General features: G+C 62.8%; 22 protein-coding genes. All 22 read left to right on the top strand.

Annotated elements, in window-relative coordinates:
* Nucleotides 1-26: 26 nt before the first annotated feature.
* The 22 genes from secE (at nt 27) to rpmC (ending at nt 22,007) form a co-directional block, all read left to right on the top strand.
* Nucleotides 27-416, top strand: coding sequence for a preprotein translocase subunit SecE (secE, locus tag B5X78_RS04615; protein WP_079723280.1), 390 nt, complete (start codon nt 27-29; stop codon nt 414-416).
* Between the two features lie 13 nt (nt 417-429).
* Entirely contained in the window at nt 430-987 is a 558-nt protein-coding gene (gene nusG, locus B5X78_RS04610; protein ID WP_079723279.1) for a transcription termination/antitermination protein NusG, read from the top strand.
* A gap of 180 nt (nt 988-1,167) precedes the next feature.
* Entirely contained in the window at nt 1,168-1,596 is a 429-nt protein-coding gene (gene rplK, locus B5X78_RS04605; protein ID WP_079723278.1) for a 50S ribosomal protein L11, read from the top strand.
* Nucleotides 1,597-1,599: 3 nt separating this feature from the next.
* Nucleotides 1,600-2,298 (top strand): 50S ribosomal protein L1, encoded by a 699-nt coding sequence (gene rplA / locus B5X78_RS04600; RefSeq protein WP_079723277.1) that lies wholly within the window; start codon nt 1,600-1,602, stop codon nt 2,296-2,298.
* Between the two features lie 372 nt (nt 2,299-2,670).
* Nucleotides 2,671-3,198, top strand: coding sequence for a 50S ribosomal protein L10 (rplJ, locus tag B5X78_RS04595; protein ID WP_079723276.1), 528 nt, complete (start codon nt 2,671-2,673; stop codon nt 3,196-3,198).
* Nucleotides 3,199-3,257: 59 nt separating this feature from the next.
* Entirely contained in the window at nt 3,258-3,626 is a 369-nt protein-coding gene (gene rplL / locus B5X78_RS04590) for a 50S ribosomal protein L7/L12 (protein WP_079723275.1), read from the top strand.
* Nucleotides 3,627-3,847: 221 nt separating this feature from the next.
* Nucleotides 3,848-7,996 carry a DNA-directed RNA polymerase subunit beta gene (rpoB, locus tag B5X78_RS04585; protein ID WP_079723274.1) on the top strand — a complete coding sequence of 1,383 codons (4,149 nt, stop codon included), beginning with the start codon at nt 3,848-3,850 and terminating at the stop codon, nt 7,994-7,996.
* Between the two features lie 106 nt (nt 7,997-8,102).
* Nucleotides 8,103-12,347, top strand: coding sequence for a DNA-directed RNA polymerase subunit beta' (rpoC, locus tag B5X78_RS04580; RefSeq protein ID WP_079723273.1), 4,245 nt, complete (start codon nt 8,103-8,105; stop codon nt 12,345-12,347).
* 237 nt (nt 12,348-12,584) lie between these two features.
* Nucleotides 12,585-12,959: a 30S ribosomal protein S12 gene (rpsL, locus tag B5X78_RS04575; protein ID WP_079723272.1), complete on the top strand. Its 375-nt coding sequence runs from the start codon at nt 12,585-12,587 to the stop codon at nt 12,957-12,959.
* Between the two features lie 12 nt (nt 12,960-12,971).
* A complete protein-coding gene (gene rpsG, locus B5X78_RS04570; RefSeq protein ID WP_079723271.1) occupies nt 12,972-13,439 on the top strand; it encodes a 30S ribosomal protein S7 in 468 nt (155 codons plus the stop codon).
* 169 nt (nt 13,440-13,608) lie between these two features.
* Nucleotides 13,609-15,699, top strand: a complete 2,091-nt coding sequence (fusA, locus tag B5X78_RS04565; protein WP_079723270.1) for an elongation factor G — start codon at nt 13,609-13,611, stop codon at nt 15,697-15,699.
* A 48-nt stretch (nt 15,700-15,747) separates the two neighbouring features.
* Nucleotides 15,748-16,938, top strand: coding sequence for an elongation factor Tu (tuf, locus tag B5X78_RS04560; protein ID WP_079723269.1), 1,191 nt, complete (start codon nt 15,748-15,750; stop codon nt 16,936-16,938).
* Between the two features lie 376 nt (nt 16,939-17,314).
* Nucleotides 17,315-17,626 carry a 30S ribosomal protein S10 gene (gene rpsJ / locus B5X78_RS04555; RefSeq protein ID WP_027070119.1) on the top strand — a complete coding sequence of 104 codons (312 nt, stop codon included), beginning with the start codon at nt 17,315-17,317 and terminating at the stop codon, nt 17,624-17,626.
* Between the two features lie 11 nt (nt 17,627-17,637).
* Nucleotides 17,638-18,291 (top strand): 50S ribosomal protein L3, encoded by a 654-nt coding sequence (gene rplC, locus B5X78_RS04550; protein ID WP_079723268.1) that lies wholly within the window; start codon nt 17,638-17,640, stop codon nt 18,289-18,291.
* 10 nt (nt 18,292-18,301) lie between these two features.
* Nucleotides 18,302-18,907, top strand: coding sequence for a 50S ribosomal protein L4 (gene rplD, locus B5X78_RS04545; protein WP_079723267.1), 606 nt, complete (start codon nt 18,302-18,304; stop codon nt 18,905-18,907).
* The gene (rplW, locus tag B5X78_RS04540; protein WP_079724421.1) at nt 18,904-19,200 is read left to right on the top strand and encodes a 50S ribosomal protein L23; all 297 of its coding nucleotides are present in this window, start codon (nt 18,904-18,906) and stop codon (nt 19,198-19,200) included. The genes rplD and rplW overlap by 4 nt, the downstream gene beginning before the upstream one ends.
* An 11-nt stretch (nt 19,201-19,211) precedes the next feature.
* Entirely contained in the window at nt 19,212-20,039 is an 828-nt protein-coding gene (rplB, locus tag B5X78_RS04535) for a 50S ribosomal protein L2 (RefSeq protein WP_079723266.1), read from the top strand.
* Between the two features lie 6 nt (nt 20,040-20,045).
* A complete protein-coding gene (gene rpsS, locus B5X78_RS04530; protein WP_079723265.1) occupies nt 20,046-20,321 on the top strand; it encodes a 30S ribosomal protein S19 in 276 nt (91 codons plus the stop codon).
* Between the two features lie 12 nt (nt 20,322-20,333).
* On the top strand, nt 20,334-20,669 hold the full coding sequence (gene rplV / locus B5X78_RS04525) for a 50S ribosomal protein L22 (protein WP_079724420.1): 336 nt from the start codon (nt 20,334-20,336) through the stop codon (nt 20,667-20,669).
* A 2-nt stretch (nt 20,670-20,671) separates the two neighbouring features.
* The gene (rpsC, locus tag B5X78_RS04520; protein WP_079723264.1) at nt 20,672-21,406 is read left to right on the top strand and encodes a 30S ribosomal protein S3; all 735 of its coding nucleotides are present in this window, start codon (nt 20,672-20,674) and stop codon (nt 21,404-21,406) included.
* A 2-nt stretch (nt 21,407-21,408) separates the two neighbouring features.
* Nucleotides 21,409-21,822 (top strand): 50S ribosomal protein L16, encoded by a 414-nt coding sequence (rplP, locus tag B5X78_RS04515; RefSeq protein ID WP_079723263.1) that lies wholly within the window; start codon nt 21,409-21,411, stop codon nt 21,820-21,822.
* A complete protein-coding gene (rpmC, locus tag B5X78_RS04510) occupies nt 21,822-22,007 on the top strand; it encodes a 50S ribosomal protein L29 (protein WP_079723262.1) in 186 nt (61 codons plus the stop codon). Before rplP ends, rpmC begins: the two co-directional genes overlap by 1 nt.
* Nucleotide 22,008 lies beyond the last annotated feature (1 nt).

Here is a 22,008-nt window from a genome sequence, read left to right as displayed (position 1 = left end):
ACTTGTTGATAAAGAGCGACTCTGACTTGAACAGCAAGGCCGAACAATCCAAGAACGCGATTAACCCCGCCGACATCCTCAAGTACGTGCTGGCGGCCGCCCTGGTCGTAGCCGGCCTGGTGGCGTGGTGGTGGTTCAACGGCCAATGGGCCACGCCGGTCCGCGCTTTGGCTGTCGTGGCGGGTCTGGTCCTGGGCAGCCTGCTGTTCATGGTCACCGCCAAGGGCCGCGATACCCGCGAGTTCCTGTCCGAATCCCGTTTCGAACTACGCAAGGTCGTCTGGCCCACCCGCCAGGAAGCTACCCGCATGACCTGGGTGGTCGTGGTCGTGGTGATCGTGCTGAGTCTGATCCTCGCTGGCTTCGATTTCCTCATCAAAGAGGCCATCGAGCTGTTCCTGAATTACGGTCGCTGAGGAGAACGTCGCAGTGAAGCGTTGGTACGTGGTCCATGCCTATTCTGGCTTCGAGAAATCCGTAGCGCAGGCATTGCGCGATCGCATCGTCCGCAATGGCATGGAAGAGCGCTTCGGCGACGTGCTGGTGCCGACTGAAGAAGTCATCGAAATGCGCTCAGGCCAGAAGCGCCGTTCCGAGCGCAAGTTCTTCCCCGGTTACGTGCTGGTCCAGATCGAAACCCATGACGAAGCCGGCATCCCGCGCATGGACAACGAAAGCTGGCACCTGGTGAAGGAAACCAGCAAGGTGCTGGGCTTCATTGGTGGCACCGCCGATCGGCCGCTGCCCATCCGCGACGAAGAAGCGGCCCAGATCCTGGATCGCGTACAGGAAGGCGTCGAGAAGCCGCGTCCGAAGGTGCTGTTCGAGCCGGGCGAAATGGTCCGCGTCACCGACGGCCCGTTCAATGACTTCAACGGCGTGGTCGAGGAAGTCAACTACGAAAAGAGCCGCCTGCGCGTGGCCGTGCTGATTTTCGGCCGGTCGACCCCGGTGGAGCTGGAGTTTGGCCAGGTCGAAAAGGCCTGAGCCGGCGGCCCTGCGGGGCCGCTAAAACCCTGATATACTGCGCGGCTCCCTAGCAGGGACCGCCAACGTAGCCGCCGCAAGGCGGCTCGTGTGCGTTCAGAAAACGCGAAGCCGGGACGCGTCATTCCCGGTCCGATGGGGAGCCTGAGGTCCAGGCGCTAGCACCCGGAGAGAGCTAAAATGGCAAAGAAAGTAGTTGGTTACATCAAGCTGCAGGTGAAGGCCGGTCAGGCCAACCCCTCGCCGCCGGTCGGTCCTGCGCTGGGTCAGCGCGGCCTGAACATCATGGAATTCTGCAAGGCGTTTAATGCCGCCACGCAGAAGCTGGAGCCGGGTCTGCCGATTCCGGTGGTGATCACCGCCTATTCCGACCGTACCTTCACCTTCATCACCAAGACGCCGCCGGCGTCGATCCTGCTGAAGAAGGCTGTCGGCATCCAGTCCGGCTCCAAGCGCCCGAACACCGAAAAGGTGGGCAAGGTCACCCGCAAGCAGCTCGAAGACATCGCCAAGGCGAAGGAACCCGATCTGACCGCGGCCGATCTGGACGCGGCAGTTCGCACGATCGCGGGTTCCGCCCGCTCCATGGGCCTGACGGTAGAGGGTTAAGAGATGGCACAGAACAAGCGACAGAAGGCCATCCTGGCCGCAGTGACCCCGGGCAAGGCCTACAACATTGACGAGGCTCTGAAGATCGTCAAGACCGCCACCAAGGCGAAGTTTGTCGAGTCCGTCGACGTGGCCGTGCGCCTGGGCGTGGACGCCAAGAAGTCGGATCAGCAGGTGCGCGGTTCGACCGTGCTGCCGGCCGGTACCGGCAAGTCGGTGCGCGTGGCGGTGTTCGCCCCCGCCGGTTCGAAGGCTGACGAAGCCGTCGCCGCGGGCGCCGAAGCCGTCGGTATGGACGATCTGGCCGAGAAGATGCTCGCCGGCGACATCAACTATGACGTCGTGATCGCCACCCCGGACGCGATGCGCGTTGTCGGCAAGCTGGGTACGGTGCTGGGCCCGCGCGGCCTGATGCCGAACCCGAAGGTCGGCACCGTTTCGCCGAACCCGGCCGAAGCCGTGAAGAATGCCAAGTCGGGTCAGGTGCGTTACCGCACGGACAAGGCCGGCATCATCCACTGCACCATCGGCAAGGCCAGCTTCGAAGACGAAGCACTGAAGTCGAATCTGCAGGCCCTGCTGGCCGACCTGGTCAAGGCCAAGCCGTCGACCGCCAAGGGTCAGTACCTGCAGAAGATCTCGGTCAGCTCGACCATGGGCCCGGGCGTGACCGTGGACCAGTCCTCGCTGAGCCTGAAGTAATCGCAGCATGCGTGAAGTGGAGTCGCTCCCGACAGGGCGGCTCCATCGCAACAAAGTTTGAGGGCAATCGTCGGGCCTTGGCCCGCGATAGCCGTCAAAGACCGCAGGTGTGGTCAGCGCGTAACGACGACGGGCAGGGATGCTCGAACTGGCAAGGACTCGCCGTCGTGGCTAGCGGGATCGCTTAATCCGGACCCGTAAGGGAACAAACCTGCGTAGATGGTGCTGCCTTCTGGAGTTATCTGGTCAAGACGCAAGTCGACCCAGGCAGAAAGGCCACCGCCGGGGCGTCAGCCCCCGGTGCCCAGGAAGGGCGCCGTCCTGGACCGCAAGTGGCAGGAGCCGCGAGCGGAATCAACAAGTGAGGAGTGTATGGCTCTCAATCTGTCCCAGAAGCAAGAAGTAGTCGCCGAACTGGCAGACGTCGCCGCCAAGGCGCACTCCCTGGTCGCCGCCGAATACGCAGGCACCTCGGTCACCCAAATGACCGCGATGCGCAAGAAGGCTCGCGAAACCGGCGTGTTCTTGAAAGTTGTCAAGAACACCCTGGCCTCGCGCGCCGTCGAAGGTACCGAATACGAGTGCGTCAAGGACAAGCTCGTCGGTCCGCTGCTGTATGCGTTTTCGACGGAAGAACCCGGCGCTGCCGGTCGTCTGATCAAGGAATTCGCCAAGTCCAACGACAAGCTGCAGGCCAAGGTCGTCTCCGTGGGTGGTCAGCTGTATCCGGCCACGCACGTCGAAGTCCTGGCTTCGCTGCCGACCCGTGATCAGGCCCTGGCCATGCTGGCCCGCGTTCTGGCTGAGCCCGCCACCATGTTCGCCCGCGCCGTCAAGGCAGTGGCCGATCAGCAGGGTGGTGGTGACGAAGTCGCCGCGGAAGCCGTTGCCGAAGCCTGAGTTCGACGTTTCTACGGTTCACTGAACCCTATCCCAGATAATTTCCAAAGGTAAACACAATGTCCCTTTCCAACGAACAGATCGTCGACGCCATTGCCGGCAAGACCCTGATGGAAGTGATGGAGCTGGTCAAGGCCATCGAAGAAAAGTTTGGCGTGTCCGCTGCCGCCCCGGTTGCCGCTGCCGGCCCGGCCGTCGCTGCTGCCCCGGTTGAAGAGCAGACCGAATTCACCGTCACCCTGAAGTCGGCTGGCGAGAAGAAGGTCGAAGTGATTAAGGCTGTCCGCGCCATCACCGGCCTGGGCCTGAAGGAAGCCAAGGACCTGGCAGAAGCCGGTGGCGTCCTGAAGGAAGCCGCTTCGAAGGAAGACGCCGAGAAGATGAAGAAGGACCTCGAGGCTGTCGGCGCCACCGTCGAAGTGAAGTAAGCAAAATCCGTCGCCAGGTTACATCGGCGGCAATCCGAGGCCGGGGGCGCAAGCCCCTGGCCTTCGGTCGTTGTTGAGTTCAGCGAGTTTGTAGTTGGAAGCAGCAGCAGAAGGCGTGCGGGTGCCGGCAATACCCGCGGCTTCCAACTGAAAATTCTCCCGTTCGAAAGAATGTTTCCCGGGGTCACGGACGCGTGGCCCCCGATGCCAAAGGCACTCCCATGACGACATATTCGTTCACCGAGAAGAAGCGCATCCGCAAGGACTTCGGTAAGCAGCGCTCGATCCTTGAAGTTCCCTTCCTGCTTGCCATCCAGGTCGACTCCTACCGCGAATTCCTGCAAGAGCACGTTGATCCCGCCAAGCGCGAGGACCGTGGCCTGCACGCTGCGTTGAAGTCGGTGTTCCCGATCTCCAGCTACAGCGGCAACGCGGCGCTGGAGTACGTGGGCTACAAGCTGGGCGATCCCGTGTTCGACGAGCGCGAGTGCCGCAACCGTGGCCTGAGCTACGGCGCACCGCTGCGCGTCACCGTGCGCTTGGTGATCTACGACCGCGAGTCGTCGACCAAGGCCATCAAGTACGTGAAGGAGCAGGAAGTCTACTTGGGCGAAATTCCGCTCATGACCGACAACGGCACCTTCATCGTCAACGGTACCGAGCGCGTCATCGTCTCGCAGCTGCACCGTTCGCCGGGCGTGTTCTTCGACCACGATCGTGGCAAGACCCACAGCTCGGGCAAGTTGCTGTACAGCGCCCGCATCATTCCTTACCGCGGCTCATGGCTGGACTTCGAGTTCGACCCCAAGGATGCGCTGTTCACCCGTATCGACCGTCGCCGCAAGTTGCCGGTGACGATCCTGCTGCGTGCGCTGGGCTACTCCAACGAGGAGATGCTCAACGAATTCTTCGACATCAACACCTTCCACATCCTGCCGGAAGGCGTGCAGCTGGAGCTGGTGGCCGAGCGCCTGCGCGGCGAAACGCTGAACTTCGATCTGGCCGATGGTGACAAGGTCATCGTCGAAGCCGGCCGCCGCATCACCGCGCGTCACGTCAAGCAGCTGGAACAGTCGGGCATCGCTGCCCTGGCCGTGCCGGACGAATACCTGGTGGGCCGCATCCTGTCGCACGACGTGATCGACGGCAACACCGGCGAACTGCTGGCCAACGCCAACGACGAAATCACCGAAGAGCAACTGGCCAAGTTCCGCAAGGCCGGCGTTGATGCGGTGGGCACGCTGTGGACCAACGATCTGGATCGCGGTCCGTACCTGTCCAACACGCTGCGCATCGATCCCAGCCGCACCCAGTTGGAGGCGCTGGTCGAGATCTACCGCATGATGCGTCCCGGCGAACCGCCGACCAAGGATGCCGCGCAGAACCTGTTCCACAACCTGTTCTTCACCTTCGAGCGCTACGACCTGTCCAATGTCGGCCGCATGAAGTTCAACCGTCGTGTCGGCCGCAAGGAAGTCACCGGCGAAGCCGTGTTGTACGACAAGAAGTACTTCGGTGCCCGCAACGACGAAGAGGCCAAGCGCCTGGTCGCCGAACTGGGCCAGACTTCGGACATCCTGGAAGTCATCAAGGTCCTGACCGAGATCCGCAATGGTCGCGGCACCGTCGACGACATCGATCACCTGGGCAACCGCCGTGTGCGTTCGGTCGGCGAAATGGCCGAGAACGTGTTCCGCGTGGGCCTGGTCCGCGTCGAGCGCGCGGTCAAGGAACGCCTGTCGATGGCCGAGTCCGAGGGCCTGACCCCGCAGGAACTGATCAACGCCAAGCCGGTGGCCGCCGCGATCAAGGAGTTCTTTGGCTCCTCGCAGCTGTCGCAGTTCATGGATCAGAACAACCCGCTGTCGGAAGTCACCCACAAACGCCGCGTTTCCGCGTTGGGCCCGGGCGGCCTGACCCGCGAACGAGCCGGCTTCGAAGTGCGCGACGTGCACCCGACCCACTACGGCCGCGTCTGCACCATCGAAACGCCGGAAGGCCCGAACATCGGCCTGATCAACTCGCTGGCCGTGTACGCCCGCACCAACAGCTATGGCTTCCTCGAGACGCCGTACCGCAAGGTCGTGGATGGCACGATCACCGACGAAATCGAATACCTGTCGGCGATTGAAGAGAACGAGTACGTCATCGCCCAGGCCAACGCCCTGCACGATGCCAAGAGCCGCCTGACCGAGCAGTTCGTGCCGTGCCGTCACCAAGGCGAATCGCTGCTCAAGCCGCCGGGCGAAGTGGACTACATGGACGTCTCGCCGATGCAGACCGTGTCGGTCGCCGCGGCGCTGGTGCCGTTCCTGGAACACGATGACGCCAACCGCGCACTGATGGGCGCCAACATGCAGCGCCAGGCCGTGCCGACGCTGCGTGCGCAGAAGCCGCTGGTGGGTACCGGTATCGAGCGCGCCGTGGCGCGTGACTCCGGTGTGACCGTCAACGCCCGTCGTGGTGGCTCGATCGTGCAGATCGACGCCGGCCGCATCGTGGTAAAGGTCAACGAAAGCGAAATCTCCGGTGAGCACGATGCCGGCGTGGACATCTACACGCTGATCAAGTACACCCGCTCCAACCAGAACACCTGCATCAACCAGCGCCCGCTGGTCAATGTCGGTGACGTGGTGGCGCGTGGCGACGTGCTGGCCGACGGTCCGTCGACCGACATCGGTGAGCTGGCCCTGGGCCAGAACATGCTGATCGCCTTCATGCCCTGGAACGGCTACAACTTCGAAGACTCCATCCTGCTCTCCGAGCGTGTGGTGGAAGAGGATCGCTACACCACGATCCACATCGAAGAGCTGACCTGCGTTGCGCGTGACACCAAACTGGGTCCGGAAGAAATCTCGGCCGACATCCCGAACGTCTCCGAACAGGCGCTCAACCGCCTGGACGAGAGCGGCGTGGTGTACATCGGTGCGGAAGTGCGCGCCGGCGACATCATGGTGGGCAAGGTCACGCCGAAGGGCGAAAGCCAGCTGACCCCGGAAGAGAAGCTGCTGCGCGCCATCTTTGGCGAGAAGGCTTCGGACGTTAAGGACAGCTCGCTGCGCGTGCCCCCGGGCATGGACGGCACCGTCATCGACGTGCAGGTCTTCACCCGCGACGGCATCGAGAAGGACAAGCGTGCGCGTCAGATCGAAGAGAACGAGATCAAGCGCGTCAAGAAGGACTTCGACGATCAGTTCCGCATCCTGGAAAGCGCCATCTACGCGCGCCTGCGTTCGCAGCTGCTGGGCAAGGTCGCCAACGGCGGTCCGAACCTGAAGAAGGGCGATGCGATCAGCGACGAGTACCTGGACAGCCTGAAGAAGGCCGACTGGTTCACCCTACGCATGAAAGACGATGACGCCTCTGACGCCATCGAGCGCGCGCAGAAGCAGATCCAGGCGCACGAGAAGGAATTCGAGCGTCGCTTCGCCGACAAGCGCGGCAAGATCACCGCGGGCGACGATCTGGCTCCGGGCGTGCTGAAGATGGTCAAGGTCTACTTGGCCGTGAAGCGTCGCATCCAGCCGGGTGACAAGATGGCCGGCCGCCACGGCAACAAGGGTGTGGTGTCGACGATCGTTCCGGTCGAAGACATGCCCTACATGGCCAACGGCGAGACCGTGGACATCGTGCTCAATCCGCTGGGCGTGCCTTCGCGTATGAACATCGGCCAGGTGCTGGAAGTGCATCTGGGCTGGGCTGCCAAGGGCCTGGGTCGCAAGATCCAGAACATGCTCGAAGCCCAGGCCAAGGTGGCCGACCTGCGCAAGTTCCTGGAGCAGATCTACAACCACGATCTGAAGCTGGGCGAAGACCGCGTCGACCTGTCGCAGTTCAGCGATGACGAGCTGATTGCCCTGTCGCACAATCTGACCGACGGCGTGCCGATGGCCACCCCGGTGTTCGACGGCGCGGCGGAAGCCGAAATCAAGCACATGCTTGAGCTGGCGGACCTGCCGACCAGCGGCCAGACGCAGTTGTACGACGGTCGCACCGGCGAAGCCTTTGATCGCCACACCACGGTCGGCTACATGCACATGCTGAAGCTGAACCACCTGGTGGACGACAAGATGCACGCCCGTTCGACCGGTCCGTACTCGCTCGTTACCCAGCAGCCGCTGGGTGGCAAGGCGCAGTTCGGCGGCCAGCGCTTCGGTGAAATGGAAGTCTGGGCGCTGGAAGCCTACGGCGCGGCGCACACCCTGCAGGAAATGCTGACGGTCAAGTCGGACGACGTGCAGGGCCGCAACCAGATGTACAAGAACATTGTCGACGGCGAACACGAGTTGGTCGCGGGCATGCCGGAATCCTTCAACGTGCTCGTGAAGGAAATCCGCTCGCTGGCCATCAACATGGAACTGGAAGAGTAAGCCGACGGACGGGCAGGGGAGATGGCTGGCGAATCGCTGCCATCTCCGCCCGGACTGCTTGCACCTTCCGCCACCGACAAGAATTTCCTCCTGACGGAGAAACAAAATGAAAGACCTGCTCAACCTCTTCAATCAGCAGCGCCAGACGCTGGATTTCGACGCGATCAAGATCGCGTTGGCATCGCCGGACCTGATTCGTTCCTGGTCCTACGGCGAAGTGAAGAAGCCGGAAACCATCAACTACCGTACCTTCAAGCCCGAGCGTGACGGCCTGTTCTGCGCCGCCATCTTCGGACCGATCAAGGACTACGAGTGCCTGTGCGGCAAGTACAAGCGCATGAAGCACCGCGGCGTGGTCTGCGAGAAGTGCGGCACCGAAGTGACCCTGGCCAAGGTGCGCCGTGAGCGCATGGGCCACATCGACCTGGCTTCGCCGGTCGCGCACATCTGGTTCCTCAAGTCGCTGCCCTCGCGCATCGGCCTGATGCTGGACATGACCCTGCGTGACATCGAACGCGTGCTGTACTTCGAAGCCTACGTCGTCACCGAGCCGGGCCTGACCACGCTCGAACGCCGCCAGCTGCTCACCGAAGAGCAGTACATGCAGGCGCGCCAGGAGCATGGCGACGACTTCGACGCCGCGATGGGCGCCGAAGCCGTCTACGACCTGCTGCGCACGATCGACCTGCAGGCCGAGATGGTGAACCTGCGCGAGGAAATCGCCAGCACCAACTCCGAGACCAAGCTCAAGCGCCTCACCAAGCGCATCAAGCTGATGGAAGCGTTCCTGGAATCGGGCAACCGTCCGGAATGGATGGTCATGACCGTGCTGCCGGTGCTGCCGCCGGATCTGCGTCCGCTCGTTCCCCTGGATGGTGGCCGTTTCGCGACCTCGGATCTGAACGACCTGTACCGCCGCGTCATCAACCGCAACAACCGTCTGCGCCGCCTGCTGGAGCTCAATGCTCCGGACATCATCGTGCGCAACGAAAAGCGCATGCTGCAGGAATCGGTTGACGCCCTGATGGACAACGGCCGTCGCGGCCGCGCCATCACCGGCACCAACAAGCGCCCGCTCAAGTCGCTGGCCGACATGATCAAGGGCAAGCAAGGCCGCTTCCGCCAGAACCTGCTCGGCAAGCGCGTCGATTACTCCGGCCGTTCGGTCATCGTGGTCGGTCCGTACCTCAAGCTGCACCAGTGCGGCCTGCCAAAGAAGATGGCGCTGGAGCTGTTCAAGCCGTTCGTGTTCGCCAAGCTGCAGCGTCGTGGCCTGGCCACCACCATCAAGGCCGCCAAGAAGCTGGTCGAGCGCGAAGAAGCCGAAGTCTGGGACATCCTGGAAGAGGTCATCCGCGAGCATCCGGTGTTGTTGAACCGTGCGCCGACCCTGCACCGCCTGGGTATCCAGGCGTTCGAGCCGGTGTTGATTGAAGGCAAGGCGATACAGCTGCATCCGCTGGTCTGTACTGCGTTCAACGCCGACTTCGACGGTGACCAGATGGCCGTTCATGTGCCGCTCTCGCTGGAAGCCCAGCTGGAAGCGCGTGCGCTGATGATGTCGACCAACAACATCCTGTCGCCGGCCAACGGCGAGCCGATCATCGTGCCGTCGCAGGACGTCGTGCTGGGTCTGTACTACATGACCCGTGCGTTGGAAAACAAGAAGGGCGAGGGTATGGCCTTCGCGAACATCGCCGAAGTCAAGCGCGCCTACGACAGCCGTACCGTCGAACTGCACGCCAAGGTCAAGGTACGCATCACCGAAACCGTGACCGACGACGACGGCAGCAAGCGCAAGCAGGCGACCATCGTCGAGACCACCATCGGCCGCGCCTTGCTGGCGGAAATCCTGCCGGACGGCCTGCCGTTCGCGCTGGCCAACACCGAGTTGAACAAGAAGGCCATCAGCCGTCTGATCAACTCCAGCTACCGCATGCTGGGCCTGAAGGACACGGTCGTGTTCGCCGACAAGCTGATGTACACCGGCTTCGCGTTCGCAACGCGCGCCGGCGTCTCCATCGGCATCGACGACATGCTGATCCCGGCCGAGAAGAAGGGCATCCTGGGCGAAGCCGAACAGGAAGTGCTGGAAATCCAGGAGCAGTACCAGTCGGGTCTGGTCACCGCCGGTGAGCGCTACAACAAGGTGGTCGACATCTGGTCGCGCACCAATGAGCGCATCGCCAAGGCGATGATGGACACCATCGGTACCGACAAGGTGCAGAACGCCAAGGGCGAGACCATCAACGAGAAGTCGATGAACTCGCTGTACATCATGGCCGACTCCGGCGCCCGTGGTAGCCAGGCACAGATTCGCCAGCTGGCGGGTATGCGTGGCCTGATGGCGCGTCCGGACGGCTCGATCATCGAGACGCCCATCAAGGCGAACTTCCGCGAAGGCCTGAACGTGCAGGAGTACTTCAACTCCACCCACGGTGCCCGTAAGGGTCTGGCCGATACCGCGTTGAAGACCGCCAACTCCGGTTACCTGACCCGTCGCCTGGTCGACGTGGCGCAGGACGTGGTGATCACCGAAGTCGATTGCGACACCCGCGAAGGCCTGATGATGGCCCCGATCGTGGAAGGCGGCGACGTCGTCGAACCGCTGCGCGAGCGCGTGCTGGGCCGCATCGTGGCCGAAGACGTGTTCCTGCCGGGCAACGACGAAGATCCGATCGTCACCCGCAACACCCTGCTGGACGAAACCTGGGTGCAGAAGCTGGAAGACGCCGGCGTGCAGTCGATCAAGGTCCGTTCGACCATCACCTGCGAATCCAATTTCGGCGTCTGCGCGCACTGCTACGGTCGCGATCTGGCCCGTGGCCACATCGTCAACATCGGTGAAGCGGTGGGCGTCATCGCCGCGCAGTCGATTGGTGAGCCCGGCACCCAGCTGACCATGCGTACGTTCCACATCGGTGGTGCGGCTTCGCGTGCGGCGGCGGTGGACAACATCACCGTCAAGACCACCGGCTCGATCAAGTTCAACAACCTCAAGTACGTTGAGCACGCCAATGGCAGTCTGGTCGCGGTTTCGCGCTCGGGCGAACTGTCGGTGCTCGATGGCCATGGTCGCGAGCGCGAGCGTTACAAGCTGCCCTACGGCGCCACCATCAACGTCAAGGACAGCGACCAGATCACTGCTGGTCAGGCCGTGGCGAACTGGGATCCGCATAACCACCCGATCGTGTCGGAAGTGGCGGGCTTCGTACGCTTCGTGGACTTCGTCGACGGCGTCACCGTCATCGAGAAGACCGACGAACTGACCGGCCTGGCATCGCGTGAAATCACCGATCCCAAGCGTCGTGGTTCGCAGGGCAAGGATCTGCGCCCGATCGTCCGCATCGTCGACAAGGACGGCAAGGATCTGAGCATCCCGGGTACCGATCTGCCGGCGCAGTACCTGCTGCCGCCGCGTTCGATCGTCAACCTGCAGGATGGCGCGCCGGTCGGCGTGGGCGACGTGGTCGCCAAGATCCCGCAGGAAGCCTCCAAGACCCGCGACATCACCGGTGGTCTGCCGCGCGTGGCCGACTTGTTCGAAGCGCGCAAGCCGAAGGATCCTGCGATTCTGGCCGAGCGCTCGGGCATCATCAGCTTCGGCAAGGACACCAAGGGCAAGCAGCGCCTGATCATCAAGGACACTGATGGTTCGGAGCACGAGGAGCTGATTCCGAAGTTCCGCCAGATCATCGTGTTCGAAGGTGAGCACGTGACCAAGGGCGAAACCGTGGTGGACGGCGAGCCGAGCCCGCAGGACATCCTGCGTCTGCTGGGTGTCGAGCCGCTGGCGGCTTACCTGGTCAAGGAAATCCAGGACGTCTACCGCCTGCAGGGCGTGAAGATCAACGACAAGCACATTGAAGTGATCACCCGTCAGATGCTGCGCAAGGTGGAAATCACCGATGCCGGCAACAGCAAGTTCCTGTCGGGCGAGCAAGTCGAGAAGCAGCGCTTCATCGAAGAGAACGCCAAGCTGCTTGCGCGCAATGAACTGCCGGCCAAGTACGATCCGGTCCTGCTGGGCATCACCAAGGCCTCGCTGGCAACCGAGTCGTTCATTTCGGCGGCTTCGTTCCAGGAGACCACCCGCGTGCTGACCGAGGCTGCCGTCCGCGGCACCCGCGACAACCTGCGCGGTTTGAAGGAAAACGTGATCGTGGGTCGCCTGATTCCTGCCGGTACCGGCCTGGCGTACCACAACCAGCGCCGCCGCAACGCCTCGGGTCTGACCGAGGCGGAAGTGGATGCCCTGGCAGGCCCCGCAGCAGTTGCAGAACCGGCGGCTCCGGCCACCACCGCGGCCATCATTGAAGACGTCTCGGGCGAGGGGTCCAGCGCCAGCTAAAAACGGCACTACGGCGAGCCTTCGGGCCGCCCCAGACCACGAAAAGAGGGGCAGGGAGCCCCTCGTTTTCGGCCCAAGGATGGGCGGGATCGCAAAACCATACTGGCCCCGACGAAACCGTGTTTGACGGTATCGCCGGGTGCCAGCTATACTTTTCCGTCTCGGTGGGCCCGTTTTCGGCCTACCGTTCGTTTTTCACGAATCCAGGCCTCGGCCTTACATCCAAAGAATCCAAACATGGCAACCATCAACCAGCTGGTCCGCAAGCCGCGGCAGGCAACCACTTACAAGAGCGCCTCGCCGGCGCTGGACAAGTGCCCGCAACGTCGTGGCGTGTGCACGCGCGTCTACACCACCACCCCGAAGAAGCCGAACTCGGCCCTTCGCAAGGTCGCCAAGGTGCGCCTGACCAACCAGGAAGAGATCATCAGCTACATCGGTGGCGAAGGTCACAACCTGCAGGAGCACTCCGTGGTCCTGGTGCGTGGCGGTCGTGTCAAGGACCTGCCGGGTGTGCGCTACCACACCGTTCGCGGCTCGCTGGACGCCTCGGGCGTCGCCAAGCGTCGCCAGGGTCGTTCCAAGTACGGCGCCAAGCGTCCGAAGGCATAAGGGAGAAGAACTATGTCGCGTAAAGGCTCAACTCCCCAGCGTGAAGTCCTGCCGGACCCCAAGCACGGCAGCCAGACGATCGCCCGTTTCATCAACATGGTCATGCTGAGCGGCAAGAAGTCCGTCGCCGAGAAGATCGTGTACGGCGCCATGGACGTCATCGGTGAAAAGAATCCGAACGCCCTGGAACTCGTCGAGAAGGCACTGGACAACGTATCGCCGACCGTCGAAGTGAAGTCCCGCCGCGTCGGCGGTGCGACCTACCAGGTGCCGGTTGAAGTGCGTTCGACCCGTCGCCTGGCGCTGGCCATGCGCTGGCTGATCGAATCCGCGCGCAAGCGTGGTGAAAACTCGATGCCGCGTAAGCTGGCAGCCGAGCTGCTGGACGCCTCGGAAAATCGTGGCGGCGCCATCAAGAAGCGTGAAGAAACCCACCGCATGGCGGAAGCGAACAAGGCGTTCGCGCATTACCGCTGGTAATAGCCTGGCCCCCTTGTTTCCGGGGGCCTTCGGCACCATCTAGGTGCCCTTGGCGGCCGGCCCGCCATCCACCGAAGGCCGCCGAAAGGCGGCGTTCGGCCATATAGATTGCCCTCCACGGGACACCTGAGGCTCAGCCCGGTTTCCCCACCAGAAAAGAGAGACTGTCGTGGCTCGCACCACTCCCATCGAGCGTTACCGCAACTTCGGCATCATGGCCCACATCGATGCTGGCAAGACCACCACTTCCGAACGCATCCTGTTCTACACCGGCGTGAGCCACAAGATCGGCGAAGTGCATGAAGGCGCTGCGACGATGGACTGGATGGAGCAGGAGCAGGAGCGCGGTATCACCATCACTTCCGCCGCCACCACGGCGTTCTGGAAGGGCATGGACAAGTCGCTGCCCGAGCACCGCTTCAACATCATCGACACCCCCGGACACGTCGACTTCACCATCGAAGTCGAGCGCTCGCTGCGCGTGCTCGACGGCGCGGTGTTCGTGCTGTGCGCCGTCGGTGGCGTGCAGCCGCAGTCGGAGACCGTGTGGCGTCAGGCCAACAAGTACTCCGTGCCGCGCATGGCCTTCGTCAACAAGATGGACCGTACCGGCGCCAACTTCGACAAGGTTGTGGAGCAGCTGAAGTCGCGCCTGGGCGCGTACGCCGTGCCGATGCAGGTGCCGATTGGCGCCGAAGACGGCTTCGAAGGCGTGGTCGACCTGCTCAAGATGAAGGCCATCCATTGGGATGTGGCTTCGCAGGGCACCAAGTTCGAATACGGCGACATCCCGGCTGACCTGCAGAGCAAGGCCGAGGAAGCGCGCAGCTTCATGATTGAAGCGGCTGCCGAAGCGTCCGAAGAACTGATGGACAAGTACCTCAACGAAGGCGAGCTCAGCGAAGCCGAAATCGTTGCGGGTCTGCGCGCGCGCACCCTGAAGGTGGAAATCGTGCCGGTGTTCTGCGGCTCGGCGTTCAAGAACAAGGGCGTGCAGGCCATGCTGGACGGCGTCATCAACCTGCTGCCGTCGCCGGCGGATCGTCCGCCGGTGCAGGGCATCAATGACGACGACAAGGAAGACAGCCGCAAGGCGTCGGATACCGAGCCGTTCTCGGCGCTGGCGTTCAAGATCATGACCGACCCGTTCGTGGGTTCGCTGACGTTCTTCCGCGTCTATTCGGGCGTGTTGAATTCGGGTGACCAGGTGTACAACCCGGTCAAGTCGAAGAAGGAGCGCGTGGGCCGCATCCTGCAGATGCACGCCAACCAGCGCGACGAAATCAAGGAAGTGCGCGCTGGCGACATCGCAGCTGCGGTCGGCCTGAAGGACGTCACCACCGGCGACACGCTGTGCGCGCAGGACCACATCATCACGCTGGAACGCATGGTGTTCCCGGAGCCCGTCATCTCGATGGCGGTGGAGCCGAAGACCAAGTCGGATCAGGAAAAGATGGGTATCGCCCTGGGCCGTCTGGCGCAGGAAGATCCCTCGTTCCGCGTGCGTACCGACGAAGAATCCGGCCAGACCATCATCGCCGGCATGGGCGAGCTGCACCTGGACATCCTGGTTGATCGCATGAAGCGCGAGTTCAACGTGGAAGCCAACGTCGGCAAGCCGCAGGTGGCCTACCGCGAGACCATCCGCAAGGCGGTCAAGCAGGAAGGCAAGTTCGTGCGCCAGTCGGGCGGTCGCGGCCAGTACGGCCACATCGTCATCGAGATGGAGCCGCAGGAACGTGGTGGTGGCTTCTCGTACGAGAGCGCCATTGTCGGCGGCGTCGTGCCGAAGGAATACGTGACGGCTGCGGGCAAGGGCATCGAAGAAGCGCTGAAGAATGGCGTGCTGGCCGGCTTCCCGGTCGTGGACGTCAAGATCACCGCTGTCGATGGTTCGTTCCATGATGTCGACTCCAACGAAATGGCGTTCAAGGTCGCCGGCTCGATGGCGTTCAAGGAAGCTTTCAGCAAGGCCAGCCCGGTCCTGCTTGAGCCGATGATGAAGGTCGAGATCGTCACTCCGGAAGACTATCTGGGTGACGTGATGGGTGACGTGAGCCGTCGTCGCGGCATCCTGCAAGGTCAGGATGACAGCCCGTCGGGCAAGGTCATCAACGCGATGGTGCCGCTGGGCGAAATGTTCGGCTACGCCACCACGCTGCGTTCGATGTCGCAGGGTCGCGCCACCTTCACGATGGAATTCGATCACTACGCAGAGGCACCGGCCAACATCGCCGACGCCGTCGTCAAGAAGGGCTGAGCCTCGCTCAGCCCCACCCCTGATTACAAACTTTTAAGGTAGAAGAACATGGCAAAGGGTAAATTCGAACGCACCAAGCCGCACGTCAATGTGGGCACGATTGGTCACGTTGACCACGGCAAGACGACGCTGACCGCGGCGCTGACGAAGGTGGGTGCCGAGCGCTTTGGTGGCGAGTTCAAGGCGTACGACGCGATTGACGCGGCGCCGGAAGAGAAGGCGCGCGGCATCACGATTTCGACGGCGCACGTGGAGTACGAAAGCCCGACGCGTCACTACGCGCACGTGGACTGCCCGGGTCACGCCGACTACGTGAAGAACATGATTACCGGTGCAGCGCAGATGGACGGCGCGATTCTGGTGTGCTCGGCCGCTGACGGCCCGATGCCGCAGACGCGCGAACACATCCTGCTGTCGCGCCAGGTGGGCGTGCCGTACATCGTGGTCTTCCTGAACAAGGCGGACATGGTGGACGACGCCGAGCTGCTGGAACTGGTGGAAATGGAAGTTCGCGAGCTGCTGAGCAAGTACGACTTCCCGGGCGATGACACCCCCATCATCCACGGTTCGGCGCGTCTGGCGCTGGAAGGTGACCAGTCCGAGATTGGCGTGCCGGCGATTCTGAAGCTGGTCGAAGCGCTGGACTCGTTCATTCCGGAACCGCAGCGTGACGTGGACAAGCCGTTCCTGATGCCGGTGGAAGACGTGTTCTCGATTTCGGGCCGCGGCACCGTGGTGACCGGTCGTATCGAGCGCGGCGTCATCAAGGTGGGCGAAGAAATCGAGATTGTCGGTATCCGTCCGACCCAGAAGACGACGGTGACGGGCGTGGAAATGTTCCGCAAGCTGCTGGACCAGGGCCAGGCGGGCGACAACGCCGGTCTGCTGCTGCGCGGCACCAAGCGTGACGACGTGGAGCGCGGCCAGGTGCTGTGCAAGCCGGGTTCCATCACCCCGCACACCGAGTTCGAAGCCGAGGTGTACGTGCTATCGAAGGACGAGGGCGGCCGTCACACGCCGTTCTTCAAGGGCTACCGTCCGCAGTTCTACTTCCGTACCACCGACATCACCGGTGCGGTGACCCTGCCGGAAGGCGTGGAAATGGTGATGCCGGGCGACAACATCAAGATGGTGGTGGCGCTCATCAACCCGGTGGCGATGGACGAAGGCCTGCGCTTCGCCATCCGCGAAGGTGGCCGCACCGTCGGCGCCGGCGTGGTTGCCAAGATCATCAAGTAAGTCCATAATGTCGGGCTCGGGCGGCCTTTCTGGTCGCCCGAAGTTTCGATAGACGCCGGCGCCCCCTGGGAGGATTGCCGGCGATACCGCGAAAAGAAGCACAGGATGTGCTTCGTGTTCGCCAGACACGGATAGTCGCGTGCCAGCCTGCTGTTTATCAGCAGGGCCGGGCCCCGCTTGACGGGGCTGGTCACGCGTCCTATACTTTTCTGTCTGGGCGGGCCGGTTTACCGGCCTGCCCAGTCTTTCAGGATGAAACCCCAGGCCGACAGGCTCATCGGTATTTCGCCGATACGGGGCTGAACGTCTGGACCCACCAGGGGCAAGGCATCCCAGAGGCCGCGCCCGTCGCTCTTTAACGAAGGAAATTTCCGTCATGGCGGACCAAAAGATCCGAATCCGGCTCAAGGCGTACGATCATCGCTTGATCGACCGCTCGGCCAGCGAGATCGTCGAAACGGCCAAGCGGACCGGCGCGCAAGTGCGCGGCCCGATCCCGCTGCCCACCAAGATCGAGCGCTACACCATCCTGGTTTCGCCGCACGTCGACAAAGACGCTCGCGACCAATACGAAACCCGCACGCACAAGCGTGTACTCGACATCGTCGACCCCAACGACAAGACCGTGGACGCGCTGATGAAGCTCGAACTCGCGGCTGGCGTCGACGTCCAGATCAAGCTGACCTGAGGCACACGACCATGACCGCGAAGAAATATTCGTTGGGTCTCGTTGGCCGCAAGGCTGGCATGACCCGAGTGTTCACCGAAGATGGCAAGGCCATTCCGGTGACGCTGATTGAAGCCACCCCCAATCGCATCACCCAGATCAAGACCCAGGAGACCGACGGCTACAGCGCCGTGCAGGTGGCCGTGGGCAACCGTCGCGCCTCGCTGATCACCAAGCCGGTCGCCGGCCACCTGGCCAAGGCCAAGGTCGAAGCCGGTCGCGGCCTGTGGGAACTGCGCGTTGAAGCCGACAAGCTGGGCGACTTCGCCGTCGGCGCCGAAATCAAGGCCGACATCTTCGAAGTGGGCCAGATCGTCGACGTCCAGGGTGTGACCAAGGGCAAGGGCTTCCAGGGCACCATCAAGCGCTGGAACTTCACGATGGGTGACGCCACCCACGGTAACTCGCTGTCGCATCGTTCGCCGGGTTCGCTCGGTCAGCGTCAGACGCCGGGTCGCGTGTTCCCGGGCAAGAAGATGTCCGGTCACATGGGTGCCGTGCAGCAGAGCACGCAGAACCTTGAAGTGGTTCGCGTCGATGCCGAACGTGGCCTGATTGCAGTCCGCGGCGCCGTGCCGGGTGCAGCCGGTGGCGACGTGATCGTGCGTCCGGCGAGCAAGGGTTAAGGAGTAAACAATGGAACTCGCCATCACAGGTAGTGCCAACAAGCTGTCGGTTTCCGACGCCGTGTTTGGCCGCGAATTCAGCGAAGACCTGGTTCACCAGGTTGTCGTTGCCTATCGCAACGCCGGTCGTGCCGGCACCAAGGCGCAGAAGACGCGCGCCGAAGTCAACGGCACCACCAAGAAGTCGAAGAAGCAGAAGGGCGGCGGCGCGCGTCATGGCGCATTGACGGCCCCGATCTTCGTCGGCGGCGGTGTGACCTTCGCGGCCAAGCCGCGCAGCTTCGAGCAGAAGGTCAACCGCAAGATGTACCGCGCTGCGGTCTGCGCCATCCTGTCCGAGCTGAACCGTCAGAACCGCCTCACGGTGGTTGACTCGTTCGACCTGGACAGCACCAAGACCAAGTCCCTGATTGAGAAGTTGAAGGGTCTTGAAGTCGGTCAGCGTCCGCTGATCGTGACTGAAGAAGCCTCCGAGCATCTGTATCTGTCCGCGCGCAATCTGCCCTACGTGGAAGTGCGCGACGTGCAGGGCCTGGACCCGGTCGCTCTGGTCGGCGCGGACAGCGTCATTGTCACCGCCGATGCCATCAAGAAGATCGAGGAGTGGCTGGCGTGAACAACGAGAAAATCTTCAGCGTACTGCGTGCCCCGCGTGTCTCCGAAAAGACCGCGCGCCTGCAGGAAGTTTCCAATCAATACGTCTTCGAAGTTGCGAACGACGCCACCAAGGCCGATGTGAAGGCCGCCGTGGAGAAGTTGTTCGACGTCAAAGTCGAGGCAGTCAATGTGGTCAACGTCAAGGGCAAGAACAAGTCCTTCCGTAACCGCAACGGCCGCCGCGGCGACTGGCGGAAGGCGTACGTGCGTCTGGCTGAAGGCCAGGCCATCGACGTAACGGCCAAGGCCTGAGGTAGACCCACATGCCATTGATGAAATTTAAGCCCACTTCGCCCGGTCGCCGTTCGGCGGTCCGTGTGGTGACGCCGGACCTGCACAAGGGTGCCCCGCACGCTGCGCTGCTCGAGAAGCAGAGCAAGACGGGCGGTCGCAACCACCATGGCCGCATCACCACCCGCCACATCGGCGGCGGTCACAAGCAGCACTACCGCATGATCGATTTCAAGCGCGACAAGGAAGGTATTCCTGCCCGCGTCGAGCGAATCGAGTATGACCCGAACCGCACCGCGCACATCGCGCTGCTGTGCTACGTCGACGGTGAGCGCCGCTACATCATCGCCCCGAAGGGCCTGAAGGCTGGCGACCAGGTCATCGCCGGCAGCGACGCGCCGATCAAGGTCGGCAACACGCTGCCGCTGCGTAATATCCCGGTCGGTACCACGGTCCACGGCATCGAACTGAAGCCGGGCAAGGGTGCCCAGATCGCCCGCGCCGCCGGCGCCGGCGTGCAGCTGGTCGCTCGTGAGCAGGGTTTCGCGACCCTTCGCCTGCGTTCCGGCGAAATGCGCAAGGTGCAGGTTGAATGCCGCGCCACGGTGGGCGAAGTCGGCAACGACGAGCACAGCCTGGAGAAGTTGGGCAAGGCCGGTGCCAAGCGTTGGCGCGGTGTGCGCCCGACCGTTCGCGGCGCCGCCATGAACCCGGTTGACCATCCGCACGGCGGTGGTGAGGCGAAGGCCGGCCAGGGCAACCCGCATCCGGTCACCCCCTGGGGTGTTCCGACCAAGGGTTACAAGACGCGCAAGAACAAGCGCACTCAGCAATTCATCGTCCGCGATCGTAGGGGCTAATCGACCATGGCACGTTCACTCAAGAAGGGCCCGTTCGTCGATCACCACCTCGTCAAGAAGGTGGAAGCTGCGGGCGGTAGCAAGCGACCGATCAAGACCTGGTCGCGTCGTTCGATGATCCTGCCGGATATGGTGGGTTTCACGATCGCCATCCACAACGGCAAGAACCATGTTCCTGTACTCGTTAACGAGAACATGGTCGGCCACAAGCTCGGCGAATTTGCCGTCACCCGTACCTTCAAGGGTCACGGTGGCGACAAGAAAGCCGGCGGCAAGAAGTAAGGAGAGATGACCATGGAAGCGAAAGCCATCCTGCGCACCGCGCGCATCTCCCCGCAGAAAGCCCGTCTGGTCGCTGACCAGGTGCGTGGCTTGTCGGCCGAACGCGCCGTCAACCTGCTGAAGTTCTCGGACAAGAAGGCCGCCCACCTGATCAAGAAAGTGGTCGAGTCTGCCATTGCCAATGCCGAGAACAACCAGGGCGCCGACGTCGACGAGCTGAAGGTCAAGACCATCATGGTCGACGAAGGTCCGGTGCTGAAGCGTTTCATGGCCCGCGCCAAGGGCCGTGGTACCCGCATTCTTAAGCGCACCAGCCACATCACTGTGGTCGTGGGCGAGGGCAAATAAGTATGGGTCACAAAGTTCATCCGATCGGAATCCGCCTCGGCATCGCCAAGGACTGGAATTCCAAGTGGTTCGCCAACAAGCGCGACTACGCCGACTACCTGGCTGCCGACCTCAAGGTGCGCGAAATGCTGCGCAAGAAGTTGGCGCAGGCAGGTATCTCCAAGATCCTGATCGAGCGTCCGGCGAAGACCGCCCGCGTGACCATCCACACCGCCCGTCCGGGCGTGGTGATTGGCAAGCGTGGTGAGGACATCGAGAAGCTGCGCAAGGAAGTCAGTGACCTGATGGGCGTCCCGGCGCACATCAACGTGACCGAAGTGCGCAAGCCCGAGCTCGATGCACAGCTGGTGGCCGAGTCGATCGCCCAGCAGCTGGAGCGCCGCATCATGTTCCGTCGCGCCATGAAGCGCGCCGTCGGCAACGCGATGCGCCTGGGTGCCCTGGGCATCAAGGTCAACGTCGCTGGCCGCTTGAATGGTGCGGAAATCGCCCGTTCCGAGTGGTACCGCGAAGGTCGCGTGCCGCTGCACACCCTGCGTGCGGACATCGACTACGGCTTCGCTGAAGCCAAGACCACGTACGGCATCATCGGCATCAAGGTGTGGGTCTACAAGGGCGAAATCTTCGATTTCAGCCAGGTCGGCCAGGAAAAGCAGGACGATACGCCGCGCAGTGACCGCAATGAGCGCAACGACCGTCCGCGTGGTCCGCGCCGTGATCGTGAGGCGAGGGAATAATCATGTTGCAACCCAAGCGAACCAAATACCGCAAGATGCACAAGGGCCGCAACGACGGCCTGAGCTGGAGCGGCAACCTCGTCAGCTTTGGCGAGTATGGCCTGAAGGCCACGGCGCACGGTCAGCTGACCGCGCGCCAGATCGAAGCGGCTCGCCGCTCGATCAGCCGCTACGTGAAGCGCGGCGGCAAGATGTGGATCCGCGTGTTCCCGGACAAGCCGATCACCAAGAAGCCGATCGAAGTCCGAATGGGCTCCGGTAAGGGCAACGTGGAGTACTGGGTTGCCCAGATCCAGCCCGGCCGCATGATTTATGAAATCGAAGGCGTCAGCGAAGACATCGCGCGCGAGGCGTTCCGCCTGGCCGCCGCCAAGCTGTCCGTCACCACCCAATTCGTAGCCCGGACGGTGCGCTAATGGAACTCAAGCAACTCCGCGAGAAGTCGGCTGACGAGCTGAAGGCCCATCTGGTCGACCTGCACAAGGAGCAGTTCTCGCTCCGCATGCAGAAGGTCACTGGCCAGCTGCCGAAGACCCATGAAACCCGTCGGGTGCGCCGCGAGATTGCTCGCGTCAAGACCCTGCTCGGCAGCAAGAAGTAAG

It is taken from the genome of Pseudoxanthomonas indica (genome assembly GCF_900167565.1).
Taxonomy (GTDB): Bacteria; Pseudomonadota; Gammaproteobacteria; order Xanthomonadales; family Xanthomonadaceae; genus Pseudoxanthomonas_A; species Pseudoxanthomonas_A indica.
This window is presented reverse-complemented; position numbering and strand designations above follow the sequence as displayed.